15 protein-coding genes are annotated in these 19,705 nt (G+C 68.6%); 3 read left to right on the plus strand and 12 right to left on the minus strand.

Features of this window, described 5'->3' with window-relative positions; all coding sequences use genetic code 11:
* Positions 1-500: 500 nt before the first annotated feature.
* Positions 501-2,411 (plus strand): AfsR/SARP family transcriptional regulator, encoded by a 1,911-nt coding sequence (locus tag NLI01S_RS23665; protein ID WP_067608768.1) that lies wholly within the window; start codon positions 501-503, stop codon positions 2,409-2,411.
* Positions 2,412-2,428: 17 nt separating this feature from the next.
* Positions 2,429-2,836, plus strand: coding sequence for a DUF1707 SHOCT-like domain-containing protein (locus tag NLI01S_RS23670; RefSeq protein WP_067608771.1), 408 nt, complete (start codon positions 2,429-2,431; stop codon positions 2,834-2,836).
* 28 nt (positions 2,837-2,864) lie between these two features.
* On the opposite strand, the gene NLI01S_RS23675 is transcribed toward NLI01S_RS23670, so the two are convergent.
* The 12 genes from NLI01S_RS23675 to NLI01S_RS23730 all read right to left on the minus strand — a co-directional run bounded on the left by NLI01S_RS23675 (position 2,865) and on the right by NLI01S_RS23730 (position 18,241).
* On the minus strand, positions 2,865-4,763 hold the full coding sequence (locus NLI01S_RS23675) for a TOMM precursor leader peptide-binding protein (protein ID WP_157091123.1): 1,899 nt from the start codon (positions 4,761-4,763) through the stop codon (positions 2,865-2,867).
* A 133-nt stretch (positions 4,764-4,896) separates the two neighbouring features.
* Positions 4,897-5,076 carry a thiazolylpeptide-type bacteriocin gene (locus NLI01S_RS23680; protein ID WP_067608804.1) on the minus strand — a complete coding sequence of 60 codons (180 nt, stop codon included), beginning with the start codon at positions 5,074-5,076 and terminating at the stop codon, positions 4,897-4,899.
* A 31-nt stretch (positions 5,077-5,107) separates the two neighbouring features.
* Positions 5,108-5,284, minus strand: coding sequence for a thiazolylpeptide-type bacteriocin (locus NLI01S_RS23685; RefSeq protein WP_067608776.1), 177 nt, complete (start codon positions 5,282-5,284; stop codon positions 5,108-5,110).
* A 16-nt stretch (positions 5,285-5,300) separates the two neighbouring features.
* The gene (locus tag NLI01S_RS23690) at positions 5,301-5,486 is read right to left on the minus strand and encodes a lantibiotic protein (RefSeq protein ID WP_067608779.1); all 186 of its coding nucleotides are present in this window, start codon (positions 5,484-5,486) and stop codon (positions 5,301-5,303) included.
* Between the two features lie 135 nt (positions 5,487-5,621).
* Positions 5,622-6,374, minus strand: a complete 753-nt coding sequence (locus NLI01S_RS23695; protein ID WP_067608782.1) for an ABC transporter permease — start codon at positions 6,372-6,374, stop codon at positions 5,622-5,624.
* Positions 6,371-7,294 (minus strand): ABC transporter ATP-binding protein, encoded by a 924-nt coding sequence (locus NLI01S_RS23700; RefSeq protein WP_067608785.1) that lies wholly within the window; start codon positions 7,292-7,294, stop codon positions 6,371-6,373. Before NLI01S_RS23700 ends, NLI01S_RS23695 begins: the two co-directional genes overlap by 4 nt.
* Positions 7,291-8,577 carry a M50 family metallopeptidase gene (locus NLI01S_RS23705; RefSeq protein WP_190318572.1) on the minus strand — a complete coding sequence of 429 codons (1,287 nt, stop codon included), beginning with the start codon at positions 8,575-8,577 and terminating at the stop codon, positions 7,291-7,293. Before NLI01S_RS23705 ends, NLI01S_RS23700 begins: the two co-directional genes overlap by 4 nt.
* A complete protein-coding gene (locus NLI01S_RS23710) occupies positions 8,574-9,650 on the minus strand; it encodes a lantibiotic dehydratase C-terminal domain-containing protein (RefSeq protein ID WP_067608788.1) in 1,077 nt (358 codons plus the stop codon). The genes NLI01S_RS23705 and NLI01S_RS23710 overlap by 4 nt, the downstream gene beginning before the upstream one ends.
* Positions 9,651-9,653: 3 nt before the next feature.
* The gene (locus NLI01S_RS23715; protein WP_067608791.1) at positions 9,654-12,428 is read right to left on the minus strand and encodes a lantibiotic dehydratase; all 2,775 of its coding nucleotides are present in this window, start codon (positions 12,426-12,428) and stop codon (positions 9,654-9,656) included.
* A 22-nt stretch (positions 12,429-12,450) separates the two neighbouring features.
* Entirely contained in the window at positions 12,451-14,007 is a 1,557-nt protein-coding gene (locus NLI01S_RS23720; RefSeq protein ID WP_067608793.1) for a nitroreductase family protein, read from the minus strand.
* 47 nt (positions 14,008-14,054) lie between these two features.
* Positions 14,055-16,043: a TOMM precursor leader peptide-binding protein gene (locus tag NLI01S_RS23725; protein ID WP_067608797.1), complete on the minus strand. Its 1,989-nt coding sequence runs from the start codon at positions 16,041-16,043 to the stop codon at positions 14,055-14,057.
* Entirely contained in the window at positions 16,040-18,241 is a 2,202-nt protein-coding gene (locus tag NLI01S_RS23730; RefSeq protein WP_067608800.1) for a TOMM precursor leader peptide-binding protein, read from the minus strand. Before NLI01S_RS23730 ends, NLI01S_RS23725 begins: the two co-directional genes overlap by 4 nt.
* 732 nt (positions 18,242-18,973) lie before the next feature.
* On the opposite strand from NLI01S_RS23730, the gene NLI01S_RS23735 reads away from it, so the two are divergent.
* Positions 18,974-19,483, plus strand: a complete 510-nt coding sequence (locus NLI01S_RS23735) for a hypothetical protein (RefSeq protein ID WP_067608802.1) — start codon at positions 18,974-18,976, stop codon at positions 19,481-19,483.
* Positions 19,484-19,705 lie beyond the last annotated feature (222 nt).

Genomic DNA, 19,705 nt, shown 5'->3' on the forward strand with positions numbered 1-19,705 from the left:
GGGACGGCTCGGCCGTTCCGCCCCACGCCGTATCGAACGCGGAACATCGATGGGAGGAAGCGCCCGCGCGCCCCGCACCGGTCGAATAGGAGGCGAATAGGTCCACACCTCCGACACCACTTCCGACCGAAGTCACTTAACGTCACAGGAAAGACACGCAAAGGACCACCCGATCGGGTGTTCGTGCGCATTTCGGCTCGCTCGCGCGACTTCCGGAGAAACAAGGTTAAGCGGCGAACAGGTGGATAAGATGCCTAGTGCTCTACCTGCTCGAGCAGACCTTTCGACGGCCAACGAGGGTCACGTTGAAAGGAATCACCATTGACATGATCTAAATGATTGAACAACTCTGCGTTTCATATTCTAATAACGCGCCGAGGGTCGGCCCCTGCCACCGGAACCGACCATTGCCTCCTCACCGGAAGCGACACAAGAGTTACTGTGCGCACGGGACCCGCAGAAAAATCCCCCACACTCACAAGGCACGGTGTCACTTCAGTATGAAGTACAGATTCGAAATACTCGGTCCCGCCACCATCGTCTCCGACGGCGAGGACGCCGTCCTTCCCTCCACCAAGCCGAGTGCGATCCTCGTCTGCCTCCTCATCAAGTGCAACTCGTTCGTGTCCCTCGAATACCTGAAGTACGCGCTGTGGGGAGAGCACCCGCCGCCCAACGCGGACGTGACCCTGCCGACGTACATCCTCCGGTTGCGGCGCCTGCTCCGTAAGTACGACAGCGAGGCCGACCCCATCGACACCATGTCCCGGGGTTACCGCATCACCTTTCCTCCCAACAGTGACTCGCTCGACCTGCTGATGTTCCAGCGTCTCCTCGACAAGGCCACCCACTATCGCTCGTCCGGGGCGTTGGAGAACGAGCGCTCGGCCCTACAGCGGGCGGAGAAGCTGTGGAAGGGCCCTGCCCTGTCCAACATCCCGTCGGACATGCTGCACCGGGAGGAGACCCCCAGGCTGAACGACCAGTGGTTCGACGTGCTGGAGCGCCGTTTCACCATCGATCTCTCACTGGGCGACATCGACGGCCTGGCCCCCCAGATCAGACAGGCCATCACGCACAGACCCGAACGCGAGCGCTACTGGGAACAGCTCATCGAGACGCTCCATCGGATCGGACGGACCACCGAGGCACTGAACGAGTACCGCAAGGTCCACGCCTACCTGACGAGCGAACTCGGGATCGAGCCCCGCGCGAGCCTGCAACGTCTGCACCTGGAGGTGCTCCGACAGGCCGAGCTCTCACCGGGCCGGGAACCGCTCGCCTTGGAGAGACCGGCTCCCGTCCGCGGAGCGCGGCCCGGTCCCCCTCCCGGTGTCTTCGGCGATGAACCTTCGGGCGGGCCGAAGGCGTACAAGGCCGTGCCCCACCTACCGCTGTCCCAGGACTTCGTCGGAAGGAACCCGATCACCGAGTCCCTGGTGGACGAGATCAAGGGGTCGGACGTCCCGATCGCGGTCGTCTCCGGTCCACCGGCGGCGGGCAAGACGGAGATCGCGTTCCAGGCCGCACGTCAGTGCACGGACGAGTTCGCGGGAGGTGTCCACATCGCGCAGCTCCTCCGGCCGGACGGCGTTCCCCGGGAGAGGGAGGAGGTCCTGCACGAACTCCTCCTCCAGACCGGTGTGGAGCCGCCCGCCCAGGAGGGTCTCCCCACCGACCCCGAGGAACGGCGGGCACGACTCCTGCGTTCCTGGCGGTCCACCCTGGCGGACCGCCCCTGTCTCATCGTCGTCGACGGGGCGAGGAACTCCGCCGACTGTCTCCCCTTCCTGCCCCGCTCCCCCGAGTCCCGTGTGGTCGTCACCAGTCGCAGCACCCTTCCCCGGTTGATCGCGTTCCACGGGGCCCGCACCCACGTCGTCCCCCCGCTGAGCCGGTACCACTCGGTGCAGCTGCTCACCCGGATCCTCGGGGACGAGGCGGAGGGGAAGTGCCACGAGGTCCTGCAACGGATCTGCGACGTCTGCGGCGGCCTGCCCGGAGCCCTCCGGCTGGCCGGGGCGAAGTACCTGTCCACCCCGCACCTGACCCTGGCCCAGTTCGCGACCCTCCTGGAGGCGTCTCCCCTGGACCAGCTCTCGGCCGCGTCGGAGTCGGAGTTCTCGCTGCGCGAGCAGCTGTACCGCTGCTACGAGGACATGAGCGAGACGGCTCGGCGGATCTTCCTGGAACTGACGTCGTCGAACCAGCAGGTCCTGCCGGTGACGGACCTGTTCGCGAGCTTCTCCGGCACGCCGAACGAATTCGACCAGGCACTGGCGGAGCTGTACAACGCCTCCCTGATACACCACTACGGGGCCGGGCGCATCGGTGTTCTCCGGTTGCTGAAGGACATAGCCACCCACCGCGTGGACAGGCTCACCGAAGCACTGGTATCCAATGAGAAATAGCAAAAGGAGAACAGTACGTGCCAAAGAACGTTCCGGAGCAGCGGCAGCTGGCTTCGGACAAAGAGCGTGAGGACACCGCGACCTCTCTGCGGACCGCCTTCGAGGAAGGAAGGTTGGATCAGGAGGAACACGAGAGGAGGGTCGGTATCGCTCTCAGTGCGAAGACCCACGGAGAGCTGAGGACCCTTCTCGACGACCTGCCCGCGAACACGGAACGGACGGAAAAGGGCATCGTTTCGGCCCAGGGAAAACCCGGAATGAGCCCGCTGGCGGTCTGGGGGATATTCGCCGCCGTCACGTTCGTGGTCTGGGCCGTTCCGGCGCTGATCATGGGTTATCCGATGGGCCTGCTCGGATGGGCCGCGTTCTGTGGTTTCTGGGGGATCCCCGCCTTCGTCGTGACGGCTACGCGCCGCCGGAAATAGGACCCCGTCCGACGCCCGAATCCATGGCTCAGGGGAAGGGGTGCGGGACCGGGTTGGGCACTTGGGCCCCGGCCCGTCCCGCCGTGCGTTCCACCAGATCATGGAACCGTCGCATCGTCAGGACCCGCTGCTTGTCCCATCCGAAGTCGATGGGCGCCAGGCCGGGGGCGATGACGCAGACGTTGGCGAGACCGACGGAAGCCTGTTCCGGTGACGTCTGGTCGACGGCGATCACGTCGAATCCCGCGTCCTTCATCACCGACACGCAGAACCGCAGGTCCTCCAGCAGGTCCATCGTGCGCGGCCGATCTCGCTCCCAGTCCCGATACAGGTCACCGATGGGCGCGGGCCGGGTGTTCCCGAGCAGGAACTCCGCCTTGGGGGCCATCTCGGGGAGGGCGAACAGCAAGGGGTGGTCCTTGAGCTCCCGCACCAGGCGGTAGTCCTCCGCCATCGCCGCCAGTTCCCCACCGCGCTTGCCGGCGCGCATGGCCAGTGAGGGGATGTAGGTCGCGATCTCCGACAGGGCCGAGTGGACGGCGCCCTCGGGGTCCATGGCCGAACCCGCGGCGAAGCAGAGGTTGCCCGGCCCACCGTCCCGCCGGATTCCCACGGCGTTGACCACCGGGAACGGCAGGTCGATCCTGTTGTCGAAGAGTCGGACGTCGTATCCGTGCAGGCGGATGCGGTCCACCATGTGACGTGTCCGCGGTGAGCGCAACGAGTCCACGTCGATCTCCGGCAGCGGCAGGGCCCCGTACCAGCCCAGCACGAAGGCGTCCCTCTCCACCAGTTCGAGGAGGGCGTGCAGGATCGCCTCCTCCGCGACCCCGCCGACCGCGCAGCCGTTGGAGCACTCGTCCACGAACGCGCCGGGAGAGCCGTCCCGGACGTAGTAGACGAGCTGTTCGGGGACGAGGATCGGACGGTCGTCACGGAGGGACCTGCCCCAGACCCAGGTCGTTTCCCGCTCGGGGTCGAAGGGGACCAGACGCTCGGACGCGGTGTAGAGGGCGTCGTCGTAGGTCCCGCATTCCCGTGGGTCCAGCACGTGCCTCCCCTCCTCGACGAACCCCCGATGGCTCCCGACCACCGGTTCCTCGTGCCTTCTCTGCTGGGTGCCCGCGTGCCGTTCCAGGCCTTCGAAGACCGCGGAGAACCGGCTCTCGCGGTAGGAGTCGGTCTGCCCCGACCAGCCCACATCGAGCAGGCGTCCCCCCGCGGAGACCCGCATGTTCCCGGTCGCGGGGGCCATCGTCGGGGACGTCAGATCGAGGTGGAGTCCGTCCCCCAGAACACCGCACACGGGGTTGGCGAAGACGGCCGTGTCCGTGTCGTGGTCCTCCGCGGGACGGAGGCGGAAGCCGTCGGGATCCGGTTTGTGGCGTGGGACGAGAGGGGGGAGCCCGTACTCGGCGGTGGCCGGGACGGGGGTCGTGCAGCGTGGGCAGCCGGCGTCGGCCAGCAGGGGGAAGGACCGTACGGTGAGGGATGCCAGGGAGAGTTCGACCACCTCGGCGGTCCGGGGTTTTCCGGAGCCGGGGCGGAACCCGTCGACCGCGTCCGTGTACAGGTGGTGGGCGGCGTCGACCGCGAAGTCGGTGAGGTAGGGCGCGGAGAAACCTCCGAGGAAGCTCCCTCCGGACTCCAGGACCGTCCGTTCGGCGGGGGGTCGGATCCTCTGCCAACGGGAGGCCAGGCAGTTCGTGCAGGGTCCGTCCGCTCCACCGCCCACCGGCCCGATCAGGACCGACCGGGGGGTGAGGAAGATCCCGGGGCCGTCGCCGCCGGCGTCGTCTCCCGCCGCGTCGAGCATTCCGAGCAGGCGGACCCGGGGGCGCAGAGCATCGGGACGCCCCTCCGCGGACCAGCACCGGTTCAGTCCGTCCTGAAGCTGCGTTCCGCTCTGGTTCGCGGCCGGTCCCATGTTGTGCACCTACTCCTCGGTCGGGATGGGGAATTCGCCCGTGACGGGTGTTGCCGCCGTGCCGGCCCGAGGGCCGACACGGCGTCGGACGCTACACGCCGAAGTGCCGGCGCAGGCCCTGGGAGAACACCACTCAGGCGCAGCTGCTCGCCGTGCTGGTGCAGCTGGTGCAGCTGGAGCAGCAGCTCGTGCTGCTGGTGGAGGTGGTACCCGAGAGCATCTCCTCGGGGGAGTCGGCGAAGTCGAGAACCTCGAAGGTCTCCGACTCCAACTGCTCCAGCTCGTGACGCAGGGAGGTGAACGTGTTGCTCATGGCCACTCTTCTCTTCATTCCGTGAGGGGGATCAGAACGAGGCGCAGCTGGTGCAGCTCGTGCAGCTGCTACAGGTGCTGGTGCTGCTGGTGGAGGTGGTGCCCGCGAGCATCTCCTCGGGAGAGTCGACGAAGTCCAGGACCTCGAAGGTCTCCGACTCCAACTGCTCCAGCTCGTGACGCAGCCCTTGGATGTTGCCGATCGTCATCGTTGGCCCTTCCTCGTCAGCCGCCGGCGCAGCTGGTGCTGGAGCAGCTGCTGCTGGAGCAGCTGGAGCAGCAGCTCGTGGTGGACGTGGTGCTGCCGAGCATCTCCTCGCGGGCCTCCACGAGGTCGAGGACCTCGAAGGTCTCCGACTCCAGGAGCTCGAGCTCCCCCTGAAGGTCGGACAATCCGGTTGATTTGCGCATAGGCTCTTCCTTCTCCTCCGCTCGTCGTCCGCGGGACCTGCGGCCCCCGGTGGGGCCGATGCCACGGATCTCCACCGAGCATGCCGACGGGCGCTTGCACTCTCCTGGCAGCGGCATTGCCCCGACACCGGACGCTCACTTCTCCCCCTTCGTGAAGAAGAAGCCCGCCAGACCCGCTGTCACCACCGTGAACAACAGGAGAGCGAGGCAGGGGACGACGAGTGCCTCCGGTCCCTCCCCCCGCACCAGGAGTGCCAGCATTCCGTCGTTCATGTGTCGCAAGGGGCTGGCCAGGGACAGCGTGTCCATCCAGGAGGGCGCGAAGTCCAGGGGGAAGAAGGTCCCGGAGAGGAACCCGAGGGGGAGGACCACCAGGTTGCAGGCCGCGGAGGCCGCCTGTTCGGTGCGGAACACCGCGCCGATGAGGATGCCCAGGGAGAAGAAGGAGAGCACCCCCAGGAGGAAGAGCGGTACCGCCATCCACCAGCCGCTCTCCAGGCGCAGCCCGAAGAACGGCAGGAACGCCACGGCGATGAACAGGGCGGCCTGGACGACGGCCACGGCCACGGTCACCGTGAACCGCGACATCAGGATCGTCTGGGAGTTCACCGGTGCCAGCTGAAGGCGCCGGAGGAGGCCGCTCTGCCGCCAGTTGACCAGTGTCAGCGCGGAGGCGAAGACCGCGGACATGGCGATACCGAAGGAGAGGATGCCCGGCGCGATGTACTGAATCGGCTCCATGGTGCCCTCTCCCCCTTCCATGCCCTTGAAGAGGACCCCGAACAGGACCAGGAAGAAGAGGGGCAGGACGAACGTGAAGAAGAGGGACGCCCGGTCCCTGACGAAGCCTTTGGTGACGGCCACGGAGATCTGCTGAAAGGCGATCACGACCGGTACTCCCTTCCGGTGAGTTCGAGGAAGACGTCCTCCAGGGAGGCGGCACGGATCTGGAGGGATCCGGCGATCCCCTTCTCGGTGAGGGCCTGCATGAGGGAACCCGGGTCAGCGGCCCTGAAGCTCACTCGACCGTCCTCCTCCGTCACCTCCTCGACGCCGGGAAGCCTCCTGACGTCATCGGGCCCGATCACGCTCGTGGGCAGTTCCATGCTCGTCGGCCGTCCCAGGCCACTGATGAGTTCGGTCGGTGTGTCCATCGCGATCACACCACCGCCGTCGAGGATCGCGATCCTGTCGCACAGACGCTCGGCCTCCTCGATGTAGTGGGTGGTGTAGACGATCGTCTTGCCCTGTTCCCTGATCCCGCGCAGGACGTCCCACAGGTTGCGACGCGCCTGCGGATCCAGGGAGGCCGTCGGTTCGTCCAGGAACAGGATCTCGGGGTCGTGCACCAGGGCGCACGCGATCGACAGCCTCTGCCGCTGACCACCGGAGAGCTTGTCCTCACGGGTCTCCGCCTGCTCGGTGAGCCCGACGAGGGCGAGCAGTTCTTCCGTCCGGTCCGTGTCGGCCCCGTAGAGCGCGCCGAAGGTGGTCAGTTGCTCGCGTGCCGTCAGGCGCTCGAAGAAGGCCGAGGATTGGAGCTGCACACCGATCCTCGTCAGCAACGAGGTGTTCCTCGGCCAGGGCGACAGTCCCAGAAGCGACACCGAACCACCGTCCGGCCGCCGCAGGCCCTCGATCATCTCCAGTGTCGTGGTCTTGCCCGCGCCGTTGGGGCCGAGAAGCCCGAAGAACTCCCCTTTGTGGACGGTGAACGACACGTCGTCCACGACGGCCTTTCCCCCGTAGGCCTTGGTAAGGCCTCGTACGACCACGGCGACCTCTGCGTCGCCGGTCTCTTCCTTCATTTTCTCTCCTTGTTCGCGAACCGACGCCGCGTATCGTGCTCCTCCTCGTGACCGCCCGGTGCGGCCACCGCCCTCCCTCGCCGCCGTACCGCGACGACGCGGTAGCCGGCGGTGATCAGCACGGCCGTGACGAGGAGGATCAGTACCGCCGCCAACGCCCCGTAGAGGTGTTCCAGCAGTGCGAACCACCACCCCGCCACCAGGACCGCGAGTGCCGTGTAGAAGATCGTCGCGAGCACGGCGTAGACGACGTAGACGTTCCTGGCCCAGCGGGGAGGCCGGGACGCCGGGGTGGCTCGGCGCAGGAGTCTCACCAACGAGGCCGCCGTGTAGGAGGCGGAATCCCGTGCGAGGTCCTCCGTGCCCAGGGCGTGGTTCAACATCGCGTAGCCGTCCAGACGCAGGAACGGCACGAAGTTGGCCAGCGCCGCGACCGTCCCGAAGAGCAGCAGCGCCGAGGCGAGTGTGTGCGCGGCACCGCCATCGGGTGCCGCCAACCAGAGGGGCACCATCGGTGGCAGCGCCAGGAGACTGACGAACACCCCCGCGAAGGCGACGCGGACACGGTGCCCTCCCGGGAGGAGCTGGATCTCCTCGACCGAGCAGTAGGGGGCCAGGAGAGGGAAGCGCCACCGGATCCCGATCTCGCCCACCCTGGCCCCGAAGCGCTTCGCGGCGAGGCCGTGCCCCACCTCGTGCAGGGCGACGACGCCCCACAGGATCACCAGTGCGACGACGCCGATCCACGGTCGCTCCCACACCCCCGTGGCCGACCGGACCAGCGCCGGCAGGTTCCAGGCGATGACCGCGAGCGTGGCGACGACCACGGCCATCACGGTGACGGTGAACACCGGTGAGAACAGCCAGGGCGTCCGGTCGGCCAGCCGCCCCAACCGCGCGTCGGGGCGCAGGAGGGGCAACCGGGCGTGCAGTAGCGTGGCCGGCTTCGCGGCGACGGTGGTGACCGGGGTCCGCTCGTCGGGGGCCGTACCCGCCAGGAGACGTCGCCCGGCCAGCGTGGCCATGATGCCGCCCCAGGCGCGGTCGTCGAGGACCCGACCGAACTCGGCCCTGTACTCGGAGGAGATGTCGGCGAGACTGCGGTCGCCGTCCAGCCTGGAGACGATGAAGTGCTCACGCTCCCCCACCGTCATCAGTCGCCCCGACAACGGGTCCTTGATGACGTGGACGTACTTGTCCCCCCGTAGCAGCGCGGGCCCCACGAGGAGGTCGTCGCGGATCCGCGGGCGCGCGGAGGAGGCGTCCGTCTCGGCGGAACTCACGGCGCCGGCTCCACGGCGTTCTCCCTGTCCGCGGACACTCGTTCGAGCAGGTAGGCCAGGTAGGCCTCGTCGACGATGGTCGCGCCCAGGCGGTTGTTGGTCATGTGCATGTAGGGCGACAGCAGGATGCGCAACGCCTTGTCGGGGTCGGTCACCGCCTGGAACTCGTCGGAGGTACGCGAGTGGCGGAGCCGATCGGGGTCCCACGCGGGAAAGAGCAGGTCGCCCTTCTCCGAGAGGTCGACGACCCGTGCGCGCAGTTCCTGGCAGTGGTCCGCCCAGGCCCGGGCGAACGAACTCAGCCGGGCGGAGTCGTCTCCGCGGACCGCGGCCTCGATGTCGAAGAAGCGTTGGGAGAGCCGCTCCGACATTCGGCCGAAGTTCTCCTCGTACCTGTCCACGCTCGCCAGGTCGGTGATCTTGAAGGCGTGCTGCCAGAACTCGTGGTAACCGCGGTAGAAGGAGCGCAGTTCCGTGCGGTCGGGCAGGAACGCGGTTCCCATGACCATCATCAGCTGGGAGGCGATGCCGAGCAGGACCGTGCGCAGGTGCGTGTTCGCCTGGTCCACGATGCCCAACACCAGGTCGCTGGAGTGCTCGAAGTGCCACTCGGCGAGTTCGATGCCTCGCGGTCCCCCGTACTTGGCGTACTCCGGCTCGTAGGGGAGGTGGGCGAAGGAGTTGTTCTCCCGGAGCGGCATGGGACCGTCGCTGCCGTAGCGTTCGACCCGCTCCTCCTCCGAGTACTCCAACCGGAACATGTCCTCGTACATCTCGAGCAGGAACTCGGAGTCGTAGTCGTACAGCGCCGGCCGCCGCTTCAGGTAGGCGGTGATGGCCTCCTCCACGGTGCGCCGGACCTCATCGGCCAGTTCGGGCGCGCGTGGTTTGACGCGGAACCGTACGTGCTGGCCTTCCAGCCAGTAGTTGATGAAGAAGAAGCGCTCCAGGAGATCGCGCTCACGCAGGTCTTGGACCAGGGGCCGGAGACACTCGGTCAGAACGGGGCGGGAGTCCGCCGCGTAGAAGATGTGGACGGCCATCCACTCGGCACCGCCGTCGGTCGATCTCATCGCTCACGCCTCGCCTTCTCGTCGGTCGGACCCGGCCCTGGGGGTCCTGGTGATCTCCACGGTCTGTTCGGTGACGTACGCGCCGTCCTCGCCTCGGAGCCACAGCTCGTCGGGGCCGGGAAGCATCTCGGTCATCACCACGCGCCGCTCCGCCCTGGTGGCCATGTGGTCCAGCGATTGCAGCGAGAAGAAGTTGTCGAAGTCCACGTACTGGGGTTTGGTCGGATGGGTCGGTCCGGTCTCCTCCGGTCCGTCGCCCCGAGCGCCCAGCACCGTGTCGACGGCGGCGAACACCCTCTTCGGAAGTCCGTTCTCCCGGCGCCAGCGTTGCCAGGACAGGAACCAATCCGCGTCGCCCTGTCCCTTCTCCCGGCGGGGCAGGTGCGAGGGCTTCATCTTCCAGGTGTGCCTGGCCAGCACGAGGTCGCGGTAACGCACACGGGGGTGGCCTCCGACGGACGAGTCGCCCAACGGTTCGTCCGTGCCCTGCCACAGGTCCAGCGGGGCCATCGCCGTCGGGGAGAACAGCAGCAGCGCCCGTTGCACCTCGGGGAGCGCCAGGGGCATGAGGAAGCCCAGGTAGACCGGGATCACGGTGCGGTCGAGGCGGGGGCAGTACAGGTACAGTCCCTTCTCGGCGCTGTGCCGGATCCGGAGCTCCTCGACCCGGATGCACTCCGCCTCGGGGCGTGAACTGGACTCGCCGGGACAGACGATCTCGAACTCGGTGACGGAGGGGTGCAGGTTGAGGTTGGTGCTGTCGTAGCCTCCCGTCAGCTCGGCGAGGACCGCGTCCTCGGGGCACACCCCGAGCAGGGTCTCGCGGAGCTCGTCGGCCAGGGCCCGATCCCCCGTCCGCTGGAAGCAGTGCAGGAAGCGCGAGTACAGCAGGGTCAAGCCGCTGTAGGAACGGTTGACCACCCCCAGCGTGCGATCCCCCTGCCGGGCGACCTGGAGGAAGAAGCTGCGTGAGTCGAGCCGGTGTACCGCCGCGGGCAGTTTCTCGGCCACGGCCGACATGAAGTCGTCGTCGAGCACGAGTTCCTCCGCCGATGAGGGGAGCGCCGCGTACGCCTGCCGCATACGACCGATCAACTCGACGCGGGCACCGTTGAGGGCGTCGATCTCCGGCATGCGCAGCCAGTTGTCCAGGGGGACGTACTCACCCTGCTCGTCGAAGTCCTGGCGGCGGGCGCCGGCCTGGAGGTACTGGTCGTAGATGTCCAGGTGGAACTCGTGGACGAACTTCAGGACGTCGTCGCACTCCCCGTCCTCTCCGTAGCGGGCACGGAAGAAGCCGAGCAGGATGAGCCGGTGCGGGAGCAGCATGTCGAACAGCGGCAGGATCCCCGACAGTTCCTGGAGGTCGTGCAGGATCGTGTCGTCCCAGAGGTCCTTGTCCGCGCGTACGTCGAGGTCCGGCAGGGAGACGTCCTCGTAGAGGACCCCGGGGGGAAGCTCGGCGGCGTCCGGGACGAGCGATACCAGTGCCCTGTTCAGCGCGGCGTGGACGGCGTCACGCAGTTCGCGCCGCTCGTCGGTGCCCGCCTTCGGGTAGGCCGCGGCGAGTTCGGCGGCCCGATCGAGTTCTCGCACGAGCGTGTCCGCCCAGGAGCGGTCGAGTGCGGCCAGTCCCGCGCGGAAGGTCCCGAGCGGGTCGTCGCTGTGGATGTCGATGTCCAGGCTCGGCAGCGTCAACAGGCTCAGCCTGATCAGGGCCTGGAGATAGGTGCGCAGTTCCTCGGGTTCCCGGTCCCCGGTCGCGGCCAGTCTCTCCTGGAGTCCACCCAGCCTCATGGCGGGTTCCTCCTCCAGCAGGGCCATGATCTCGTTGAGCAGACCGCTGTTGGAGATGAAGAAGAGCTCCTCGCGCAGCGACTCGAAGACGGCGGGGTCCTCGGCGTCGCCGCTGAGCTTGGTCCTGCGCACGTAGCGGATGCGTTCACGGTCCAGGCTGTGTCCGGAGGACAGGGCCACGGGCAGATCGGTGAGACGCCCCCAGTCCTCGCCGATGGCGGAGACGATCCTGCCGAGCGCCGCCATGTTCACCCTGACGTGGCTGTGTCCGCCCAACCCGTGCGGATCGGCGGCCAGCGGCGTGCCCGCCAGCGACTCGAACCTTCCCGTGGCCACCCCGGTCAGTGTGCTGAAGGGGCTGGTCTTGCAGGCGGTGCGGAACACGTACTCCAGGAGGGAGCGCTCGATCTTGCGCGCGCGCTTGGAGAGGGCGCCGGGAGCGGCGTCGAGGTAGGCGGGCAGGTAGCGCTCCAACGAGGGGGACGCGAGGAGGAGCCCGTGCCGGAGTCTGGGATCGTGCGCGAGTTCTCGCAGGTGGGAGCGTTGTTCGGCCAGTTCCTCCGCGAGGAGTTCCCCACCCTCGGCGAGTCGTCGTTCCAGCTCCTCCCGGTCCTCGATCCAGTCACCGATCGTCCGACGCACGTCCTCGGGCAGTCGCTCCGCCACCGGTGCGAGCCGGGCCCGGCCTCGGGGAACCCGGAAGTTGTAGACGTCCCTCCGGAGCGCCAGGAGCACCCGACGGGCCTCGTTGTCGTACTCGGTCACCAGGGGTTCGAGCATGTCGCTGAGCTTCCGTGCGCGGTCCCTCAGCCCGGATTCGCTCGCCAGGACCGTGTCCGCCCATGCCGCCGTCGTCTCGCAGACGAGTGGCCGCACCGCCGACCACGGCAGGCCACCGACCCTGAGCATGAACACGTCCGTGCTGATCCAGCCGTCGTCGGACAGCGGACGTTCCGGTGCCACCGTCGCGTTCTCGGTCATCGTGCCTCCACCGTCGGTTTCTTCAGACATTTCGGTACACGAACTCCGGTTGGCCGCCACGTTCGTGACCGATCATGAGGATCAGCAGCGGCCACTCCTCCTCGTCCGTGATCCGCAGCTCCTCCCGGTACGAGACGTTGTCGAAACCGAGGGCGGCACCACAGCCGACGTCGAGCGCCGCGCACGCCAGGTACACGCTCTGCGTGACCGCGCCGACCTCGGCGTTGACCAGGCGGTAGCCCCGGGGGCCCACCGCCCCGGTCACCGCCGTGGGGCGGGCGATCACCGTGATCACGGCGGCGCACTGTTCGAGGTTGTAGTTGTTCAGGAAGTAGTTGCGCTGGAGGAACCCGGCGACGTCGTGCTCCCGCACCGGACGCAGTTCTCCGTCCTGCGCGGAGAAGTCGTAGCTCCCCTCGGCCAGGTCGGCGACGTGGTTGACGAACACGGAGACACGGCTGAGGCCGGTCTCGTTGAGCAGGGTCGAACCGTCGCTCGCCGCCGTGAGGATCGCGGACAGGTCCCGCCGGGACAATGGCCGGTCCGCGCTGAACCTCCCGAAGCTGCTGCGCCGTTCCCGCAGCGCGTTGGTGACCGGTACGTCGAGCGGACTCGGGGCGGGCAGTCGCCGGGGTGCCGTGGTGGCGGCGGGGGGCAGGGCCCCAACGTCCGTGAGCGCGGCCTCGTCGGGTTCCTCCTGGGAGGAACCGAGGATCTCCCTGTGGACCTCCAGCACCTGGGGGAAACGGACGACCTCGCGCGACCGCTCCGACTCGGGGACCGTCACCGAGGGCCGCCCCTCCGGCACCCCCGTGGGTCGCGTATCGCCTCCGGCCCAGGGCAGGGGTACGACGGCGAGCACGCTCTCGTCGTCGGAGTCCAACCCCAAGAGTCCGTTCAGGGCCGACTCGTCGAACCAGAAGCGGGGGCGAAGGGCGAGACCGGCCGCTCCGGCCGCGATGCGCCACGAACCGAGCAGCGTCCCCACGTCCATGGTGACGGCGTGGTAGCAGAAGCTGTTGTACTTGAAGGAGTTCTTCCAGAACTTGACGCCGACCAACAGGTACTGGTCGGTGTCCCGGGCGTCCTCGGGCAGCGCCGCCCGCACGTGGGGGGTGACGTCTCCGGTGAGGAGCCTCCGCATGGCGTGGTGCGGAGTGCTGTGGTTGTAGATTCCGGGTGGCAGGGGCCCGGAGGGGCCGCTGACCCAGTAGACCTCCAGTGGGTAGAGGCCGCCGCCGGAGGCCACCCCCCGCGACCACGTGGCCGACGGGAACCACGGCATCCCACGCAGGTCCGGGTTCCCGTGCACGGCGAGACGCCGTCCGGTCAGGCCGTAGGAGTCCCGGAGCAGGGAGGAGAGCCGGGGCAGCGTCCACTCCCCCTCACCCTCGGTGCCCAAACCGTCGTGGAGGCTCCCGGGCAGGGGATCGGACGACGGCAGCGGGTGCAGCGAGGCCCCGGGGTAGTACTTGTGCCGGCGGGGCTGGTCGCCCCAGTCGGGTTCGAACCCCCGTGGCTCCATCGGTTCCCTCGCCCGACGCACGATGGCGTCGATGTAGGTGTCCACGGCTGTCATGACAGGCTCCTCCTGGCTGTGTACACGGGGGCGGCGCCGCGTGCGGGTCACGGGAACGGATGGGGGACGGCGGCCGCCAGGGCCTCGTCGACACGGGATCGGCTCCAGCCCAGACCGTGCGCGACCAGGCCGATCCTCGGCATGAGGAGCGCGCGCTGCCGGTCCCAGCCGAAGTCGATGGGCAAGAGTCCGGGCGTCAGCACGCACACCGTGTGCACGCCGCTCCGGAGCTGTTCGGGGGACGTCTGGTCCACCACCACGCAGTCGATGCCCGAACGGGCGAGTTCGCTCCGGCAGTAGCGCAGGTCGTCGGTGAGGTCGTCGTGGTACGGACGGTCCCGGTACCACTCTCGATAGACCCGGTCCGCGGGAACGGTCGGTCCGGGCGCGGCACCGTGGGGACCCAGGACGTGGTCGGCGTGGTGACGCATCTCGGGCAGCCCGTACAGGCGCGGATGGTCCGCCAGCTCCCGAACCAGCCTGAAGTCGTCGGCCATCGCGAGCAGTCGTTCCCGCGAGTGCGTGGCGTAGGCCTCGGCGTTGGGGACCTCGAAGGCCACCTCGCGTAGCGCCGAGTTCGCCGCGTCCTCCGGATCAAGGCTCGCCCCGGCCCCGAAGCAGAGGGTTCCCGGACCACCGTCCTCGCGTTCGGCGACGGCGATCACGACGGGGATCGCGAAGGCCGTCCGAGCGTCGAAGAACCGCGCCCGGTACCCGTACAGCGCCAGGCGCCGCACCATCCACCGAATGGACTCGGAACGCCAACTGTCGGCGTCGATCTCGGTGATCGGGAACCGCCCGTACCAGGCGAGGAGGAACGCGTCCCGTTCGACGCGTTCGAAGAGCCCGTGCAGGGTGGCCTCCTCCTCGCTACCTCCGGTGGCGCACCCGTTGGAGCACTCCTGGACGATCTTCCGGTCCTCTCCGAGCCCGTGGTAGTAGACCGAGACCTCGGGGACGAGCACCGGGCGCCCTTCGCCGAGGGAACGTCCCCACACCCAGGTCAGCGGGGTGTTCTCCGTGAACGGCCGATACTCGGGGTTGTGCTCGTAGAAGACACGGTCGTAGGTGCCCAGATCGCGTGGGTCGAGCGCGTTCGCCGCGAGTTCCTGGTAGGTGCCCCTGACCGAGGGCCGATACCTCCTCGGCGCCAGGCCCGCCGACCGTTCCAGGCCCTCCAGCAGTCCGAGGCGGAGGCTGTCGCGGTAGGTGTCGGCGTGACCGCCCCAGTAGGAGGGATGCAGGTAGCCCGATCCCCGCACGGACACGTAGCCCACGGCCGGGGCCGTCGTGGTGTTCTCCAAACGCAGCATCCCCTTGGCCGAGAGCGCTCCGCACACGGGGTTGGCCAGGGCGGCCTCCGACATCCGGTACTCCGACACCGACCGCACGCGCATCGTGTCCGCGCGGGGCTTGGGCCGAGGCCGCGGTTCCGCCACGACGTGCTCGGGGCCGTCGAGGACACGGGTCGCGCAGGCCGGACACTGCGAGTCGGGGACCAGGGGGTGTCGGTCGACCCTCAGGTCCGTCAGGTCCAGCCGGTAGACGTACCGGTTGCCGCCGCCGTCGGTCTCGTCAAGGAGGGGACCGGACGTCAGCGCCCGGGCCAGGGAGCCCACCGCGTCGATCGCGAATCCGGTCAGGTAGGGGGGCGGGCGGTGCGCCCGCATGCGGGACCCCTTCTCCAGCGTGTCCCGGTACTCGTCCGGGCGCAGCTGTTGCCACCGACGCGCCAGGCACACGAGGCATCCCGGGGCCAGGGCCGGCCCCCGTCGGACGGGTCCGAGGAGCACGTACCGGTCGTGCAGGAGGACGGGGAGCAGGGGGGAACCCGGGTCGATCCCCACCCACCAACCCTCGAACGGGTCCCACAGCAGGTCCCGCTCCCCCAGGGTGCGCACCGCGACGCTCGTTCCCGGTGTGGGGAACGGCGCCGAACCGTTCAGGGCCTCCTCCAGCCGGATCCGCGCGCCCTCCAACGGACCGGATCCGGCCGCCGCACCATGCGTGTGGTGCCGCACCGACACGTCGCTCATGCGTTCCCATCGGCCGAGGCGGTCCCGGACGGCACGGTGAACAGCACCTTGGCCGTGTGGATCCCACAGCGTTCCAGGTCCGGTGTACCGGTCCGGACGACGACGGCGTTCCTACCGTCCTCCGCCAACGCCTTGCACACCTGGTCGGCCGTGGTGCGTGCGTCGTCCGGCGGCTCCGCCGGGGAGTCGGTGTCCAGGACGAGGGAACGTGGGTCGAAGGCCTCCAGCCACGTGTCGGCCACCTCATGGGGCGCGACCCCGTGCTCCACCAGTTGTTCCAGGGCGATCAGGTCGCGCAACGCGGCGGTCGCGGCCTCCATGGTGGAGGCGCCGAAGCCCAAAGCCCAGTCCGTTCCCTCCTCGCGGCGGGCGATGACGGTGGGGACGGGACCGGCCGGCCGGAGCAGTCTCACCCGCGTTCCCATCGTCGCGGCGACACCGGTCAGGAACTCCAACTCGCTGCCGACCGGCGGACGGGACGGGTCGATCCGCGTGACCGGTCGACCCGAGGCCGCTTCCCGCAGGGCATCGAAGGCACCGGCGCTGAACAGGGCGGCGTTGGACGCGTATCCGGCCGTGGATCCCACACCCTCGCCCCCGACGGTCCGTTCGAAGACTCCTTCGGCGTTGAACGCGGAGAAGGGGTGGACCGCGGCCATCGGCACCTCTCGAACCGCGTGGTCGACCAGGCAGAGGCCTCGCGTGAACGGCGCGTCGGGCAACGGCCCGGAGGCACCGATGGCCGTGCCGATCCGGTCGGCGTCCAGCCGGAGCGGCTCCTCGGCAGCGGAGTCGGAGCCCGTGTGGACGGTGGCGTTGGCCCTGACGTAGCTCAGGGCGGCGGCGCGCATCGTCCGCAGCCGGGCCCGAAGCGTCGTGTGGACGTCCGCGCGTGCGATCCTCGCGCCGTTCCCGTCGAGTCCCGCGAAGCCGACCCTGCTCACCTTCAGGGGGGACTGGGTCAGGTCCAGGTCGAGGTGGTCCTGGATGATTCCCAGGTGTGCGCCCACCATGGCCTCGGCGGCCAGGTAGGACTCGCTCACGGAGTCGTCGTCCTGCGGTTCGACGTCGAGCCCGGTCCACGGAAGGTCGACCGAGGCATCGGCCCCGTGGCGGTCGGGACAGGACGGATGCGGCAGGACCCTTTCCGAGGCGCTGTCGAGGGTGCGCAGATCCTGGACCAAGGCCGCTTCGAGCGTCTCCCCCTCCAGGACCCCCGTTGCCCAGCGGAACGCCTCGAAGGCCAGGGAGTTACCGACCATCGCCGTCTGCGGCTCGTGGATCCGAGTGCCCCCGGGGTGTTCACCGTCGACCTGGAAACGGCGCCAGATCCGTGCCGCCACCTTGGCGTCGGCCGCATCGGTGTATCGCAGGAGGAAACAGTTCCAGCAGGAGTGGGTTCCGTGCGTGTTGAGCGGGCCGACCACCACGTGCTCGCCGAGCACCACCGCGGGCAGCAGGGGTGGCGCGTCGGCGTCCGCGCACAGCCGCCACACGTGCGGCAGGGACCGCTCGTCCGAGGCCATGAGGACGAGGTCGTACTCGGAGAGGTCCGCGCCCGTCATCGTGGCCGGGGACAGGTCCGCGGTACGCAGCTCGACCGGACAGCCCCGTGCCTTCGACCGGTCGGCTTCATCGAGGATGGTGTTCGTGATCCCGTCACCGCCGGCCATGTCGATGCTTCCCGCTCCGTTGCGGAGCAGGCCGAGGGCGGCCCGACCGGCGATCGGGCCGTCCCCGGCCACGAGTACGCGCAGGCCACGGAAACGGGCGAACCGCTCGACCGCCCCGTCGACGTAGTGTTCGACGTAGTCGATCTGGCGCTGGAAGCCGGCCTTCACCTCCGGGTCGAGCATTCCTTCCGGAGCGGGTCGGGAGTCGCGGGCGAAACCACGGTCGAGCAGGGTGCCGACGAGGCTGAGCAACATCGGTCGCTGCTGCCGTGGGATCGCGTCGGCCAGCTCCGCGACGGTGACCCTCCCCATGAAGTAGGGGGCCAGCGCCGAGAAGAAGCGGTACGCTCCTCGACCCTTGACGACGAAACTGGCGTCGGCGTGCCGGAGCAGCACTCCCGATCCCGTGTCGGCGAACAGGACGTCGTGCCGGAGGCGGGGCCGGCTGTCCCACACGGGGTCTCTTCCCTCGTTCGGGCCGGAGGCGTCCGGCGTCTCCTTGTCACTGGGCTCTGCCTGCTGCATGGCTGCCGTCCCTGATCGCAAGACTCGGTGTCATCGGCGGCGCGGTGGGTCCGATCCCTTCCATGAAGGGACGTCCGTGCTCCGCTCCTTGGCGCGGACCCCACTGGGGTGGAACGCGCTCACATCATCCGAGGGGGACATTGCACATCGATGGCGTCGGGATAGCAGGGCGTGAAGCCCGGCAAGGGAACGCGGGCGGGAGGGGGAGCCGGTGGGACCAGGGACGGAGCCCGCGCCGCTTCCACCCCTGACGCCACGTGGAGGGATCCCTTGCTTTCCCCTCGCTCCGCGGGGACGGGACGAACCCCATGCCCCACACCCGCATCCCGGGTGACGGTGGTCGGTGGGCGGTGGGCGGTGGGCGGTAGGCGGTAGGCGGTGGGCGCCGGAGACTCGGAAAAGCAGAAAAGTCAGCGAACCCAGAGAACCACAAAGGGTTTACGGCCATCCAAGGGCCGGCAACAATAAAACCTTCACTCGTTTGAGTACCCTATGGAATTTCACGAATAACCGCTCTTCTGACAGAGAACTTAACTCACGCCGGCGAGCATGGGACGCGTCTTCAAGCCCTGCGGGGTACAGCCTTCGGGGCCGGGGGGCGAATATTCCCGGAGGTGCCCCCGGAGGTCGACGCGATTACATCGCACTTGATGGTCGCCGCCACGGAGTACAACGAAAAACCCTCGGACCCCGGCAAGGACGACACGCATCTCGAACTCGGAAAAGGACATCATGAAGAACACGTTCCGCTCCACCACCCTGGCCCTTCTCTCCTCCGGCATGCTCGTCGCGGGCGTGGCCGCGTGCGGCGCGGACGCGGGTGCCTCGGAGACGGAGGGCTCCGCGAACGAGGCTCCTCCGGAGACCACCGAGACGAACGAGACCGAGGGCTCGCAGAACCCCGAGGGTGATTCGACCGAGGGTGGCGGCGAGGAAGGCGGCACCGGTGACGCCGAGGGCGGGGAAGCCGGGTCCGGCGCCTTCACCGGCTCCCTTTCCGGTGAGCTGGAGTACCTGGCCCCCGGTGAGTACATTCTCGACGGCCAAGCGTTTTACGTCAGCGAGGAGACCGAGATCCTCGGTGGCCTCTACACCTGCGCCTCCGATTCGGCCGGCGACACCGGAACCGTGGAGTGCCCCTTCGACGACTTCGACTCCGCCCTCGCGGACGGCACGGTCGTCCTCGCCGAGGTGGAGATCCAGGAAGGCATCGCCGAGAGCATCACCGAGTTCCAGGCCTGATCCGCCCGGCTCCGGCACGGCATCCGAGCCCCCGGCCGCCCGACCCCGCGTTTCGCGGAGGGGCACCCGGGGGCTCTTGCACGTCTTCGTGTCGGTTTGGGAGCGCACGCATACCGATGGGCCTAGATGAGTGATGCCAAGGGGTGGGTGTGGTGGTTGGTGGGGCGCCCCGGGTCTCCAGACTTTGGATCGTTGGGAGGGTGTCGGGTCTGTGGGTGGGGC

It is taken from the genome of Nocardiopsis listeri NBRC 13360, from assembly GCF_001570765.1.
Lineage (GTDB): Bacteria > Actinomycetota > Actinomycetes > Streptosporangiales > Streptosporangiaceae > Nocardiopsis > Nocardiopsis listeri.

What these genes read in the sequence shown, in the direction of transcription:
- NLI01S_RS23685 (WP_067608776.1), bottom strand. Translation starts at nt 5,284, where the DNA reads ATGACGATCGGCAACATCCAAGGGCTGCGTCACGAGCTGGAGCAGTTG.
- NLI01S_RS23725 (WP_067608797.1), bottom strand. Translation starts at nt 16,043, where the DNA reads ATGAGCGACGTGTCGGTGCGGCACCACACGCATGGTGCGGCGGCCGGA.
- NLI01S_RS23700 (WP_067608785.1), bottom strand. Translation starts at nt 7,294, where the DNA reads ATGAAGGAAGAGACCGGCGACGCAGAGGTCGCCGTGGTCGTACGAGGC.
- NLI01S_RS23715 (WP_067608791.1), bottom strand. Translation starts at nt 12,428, where the DNA reads ATGACCGAGAACGCGACGGTGGCACCGGAACGTCCGCTGTCCGACGAC.
- NLI01S_RS23675 (WP_157091123.1), bottom strand. Translation starts at nt 4,763, where the DNA reads ATGGGACCGGCCGCGAACCAGAGCGGAACGCAGCTTCAGGACGGACTG.
- NLI01S_RS23735 (WP_067608802.1), top strand. Translation starts at nt 18,974, where the DNA reads ATGAAGAACACGTTCCGCTCCACCACCCTGGCCCTTCTCTCCTCCGGC.
- NLI01S_RS23665 (WP_067608768.1), top strand. Translation starts at nt 501, where the DNA reads ATGAAGTACAGATTCGAAATACTCGGTCCCGCCACCATCGTCTCCGAC.
- NLI01S_RS23690 (WP_067608779.1), bottom strand. Translation starts at nt 5,486, where the DNA reads ATGCGCAAATCAACCGGATTGTCCGACCTTCAGGGGGAGCTCGAGCTC.
- NLI01S_RS23730 (WP_067608800.1), bottom strand. Translation starts at nt 18,241, where the DNA reads ATGCAGCAGGCAGAGCCCAGTGACAAGGAGACGCCGGACGCCTCCGGC.
- NLI01S_RS23710 (WP_067608788.1), bottom strand. Translation starts at nt 9,650, where the DNA reads ATGAGATCGACCGACGGCGGTGCCGAGTGGATGGCCGTCCACATCTTC.
- NLI01S_RS23720 (WP_067608793.1), bottom strand. Translation starts at nt 14,007, where the DNA reads ATGACAGCCGTGGACACCTACATCGACGCCATCGTGCGTCGGGCGAGG.
- NLI01S_RS23680 (WP_067608804.1), bottom strand. Translation starts at nt 5,076, where the DNA reads ATGAGCAACACGTTCACCTCCCTGCGTCACGAGCTGGAGCAGTTGGAG.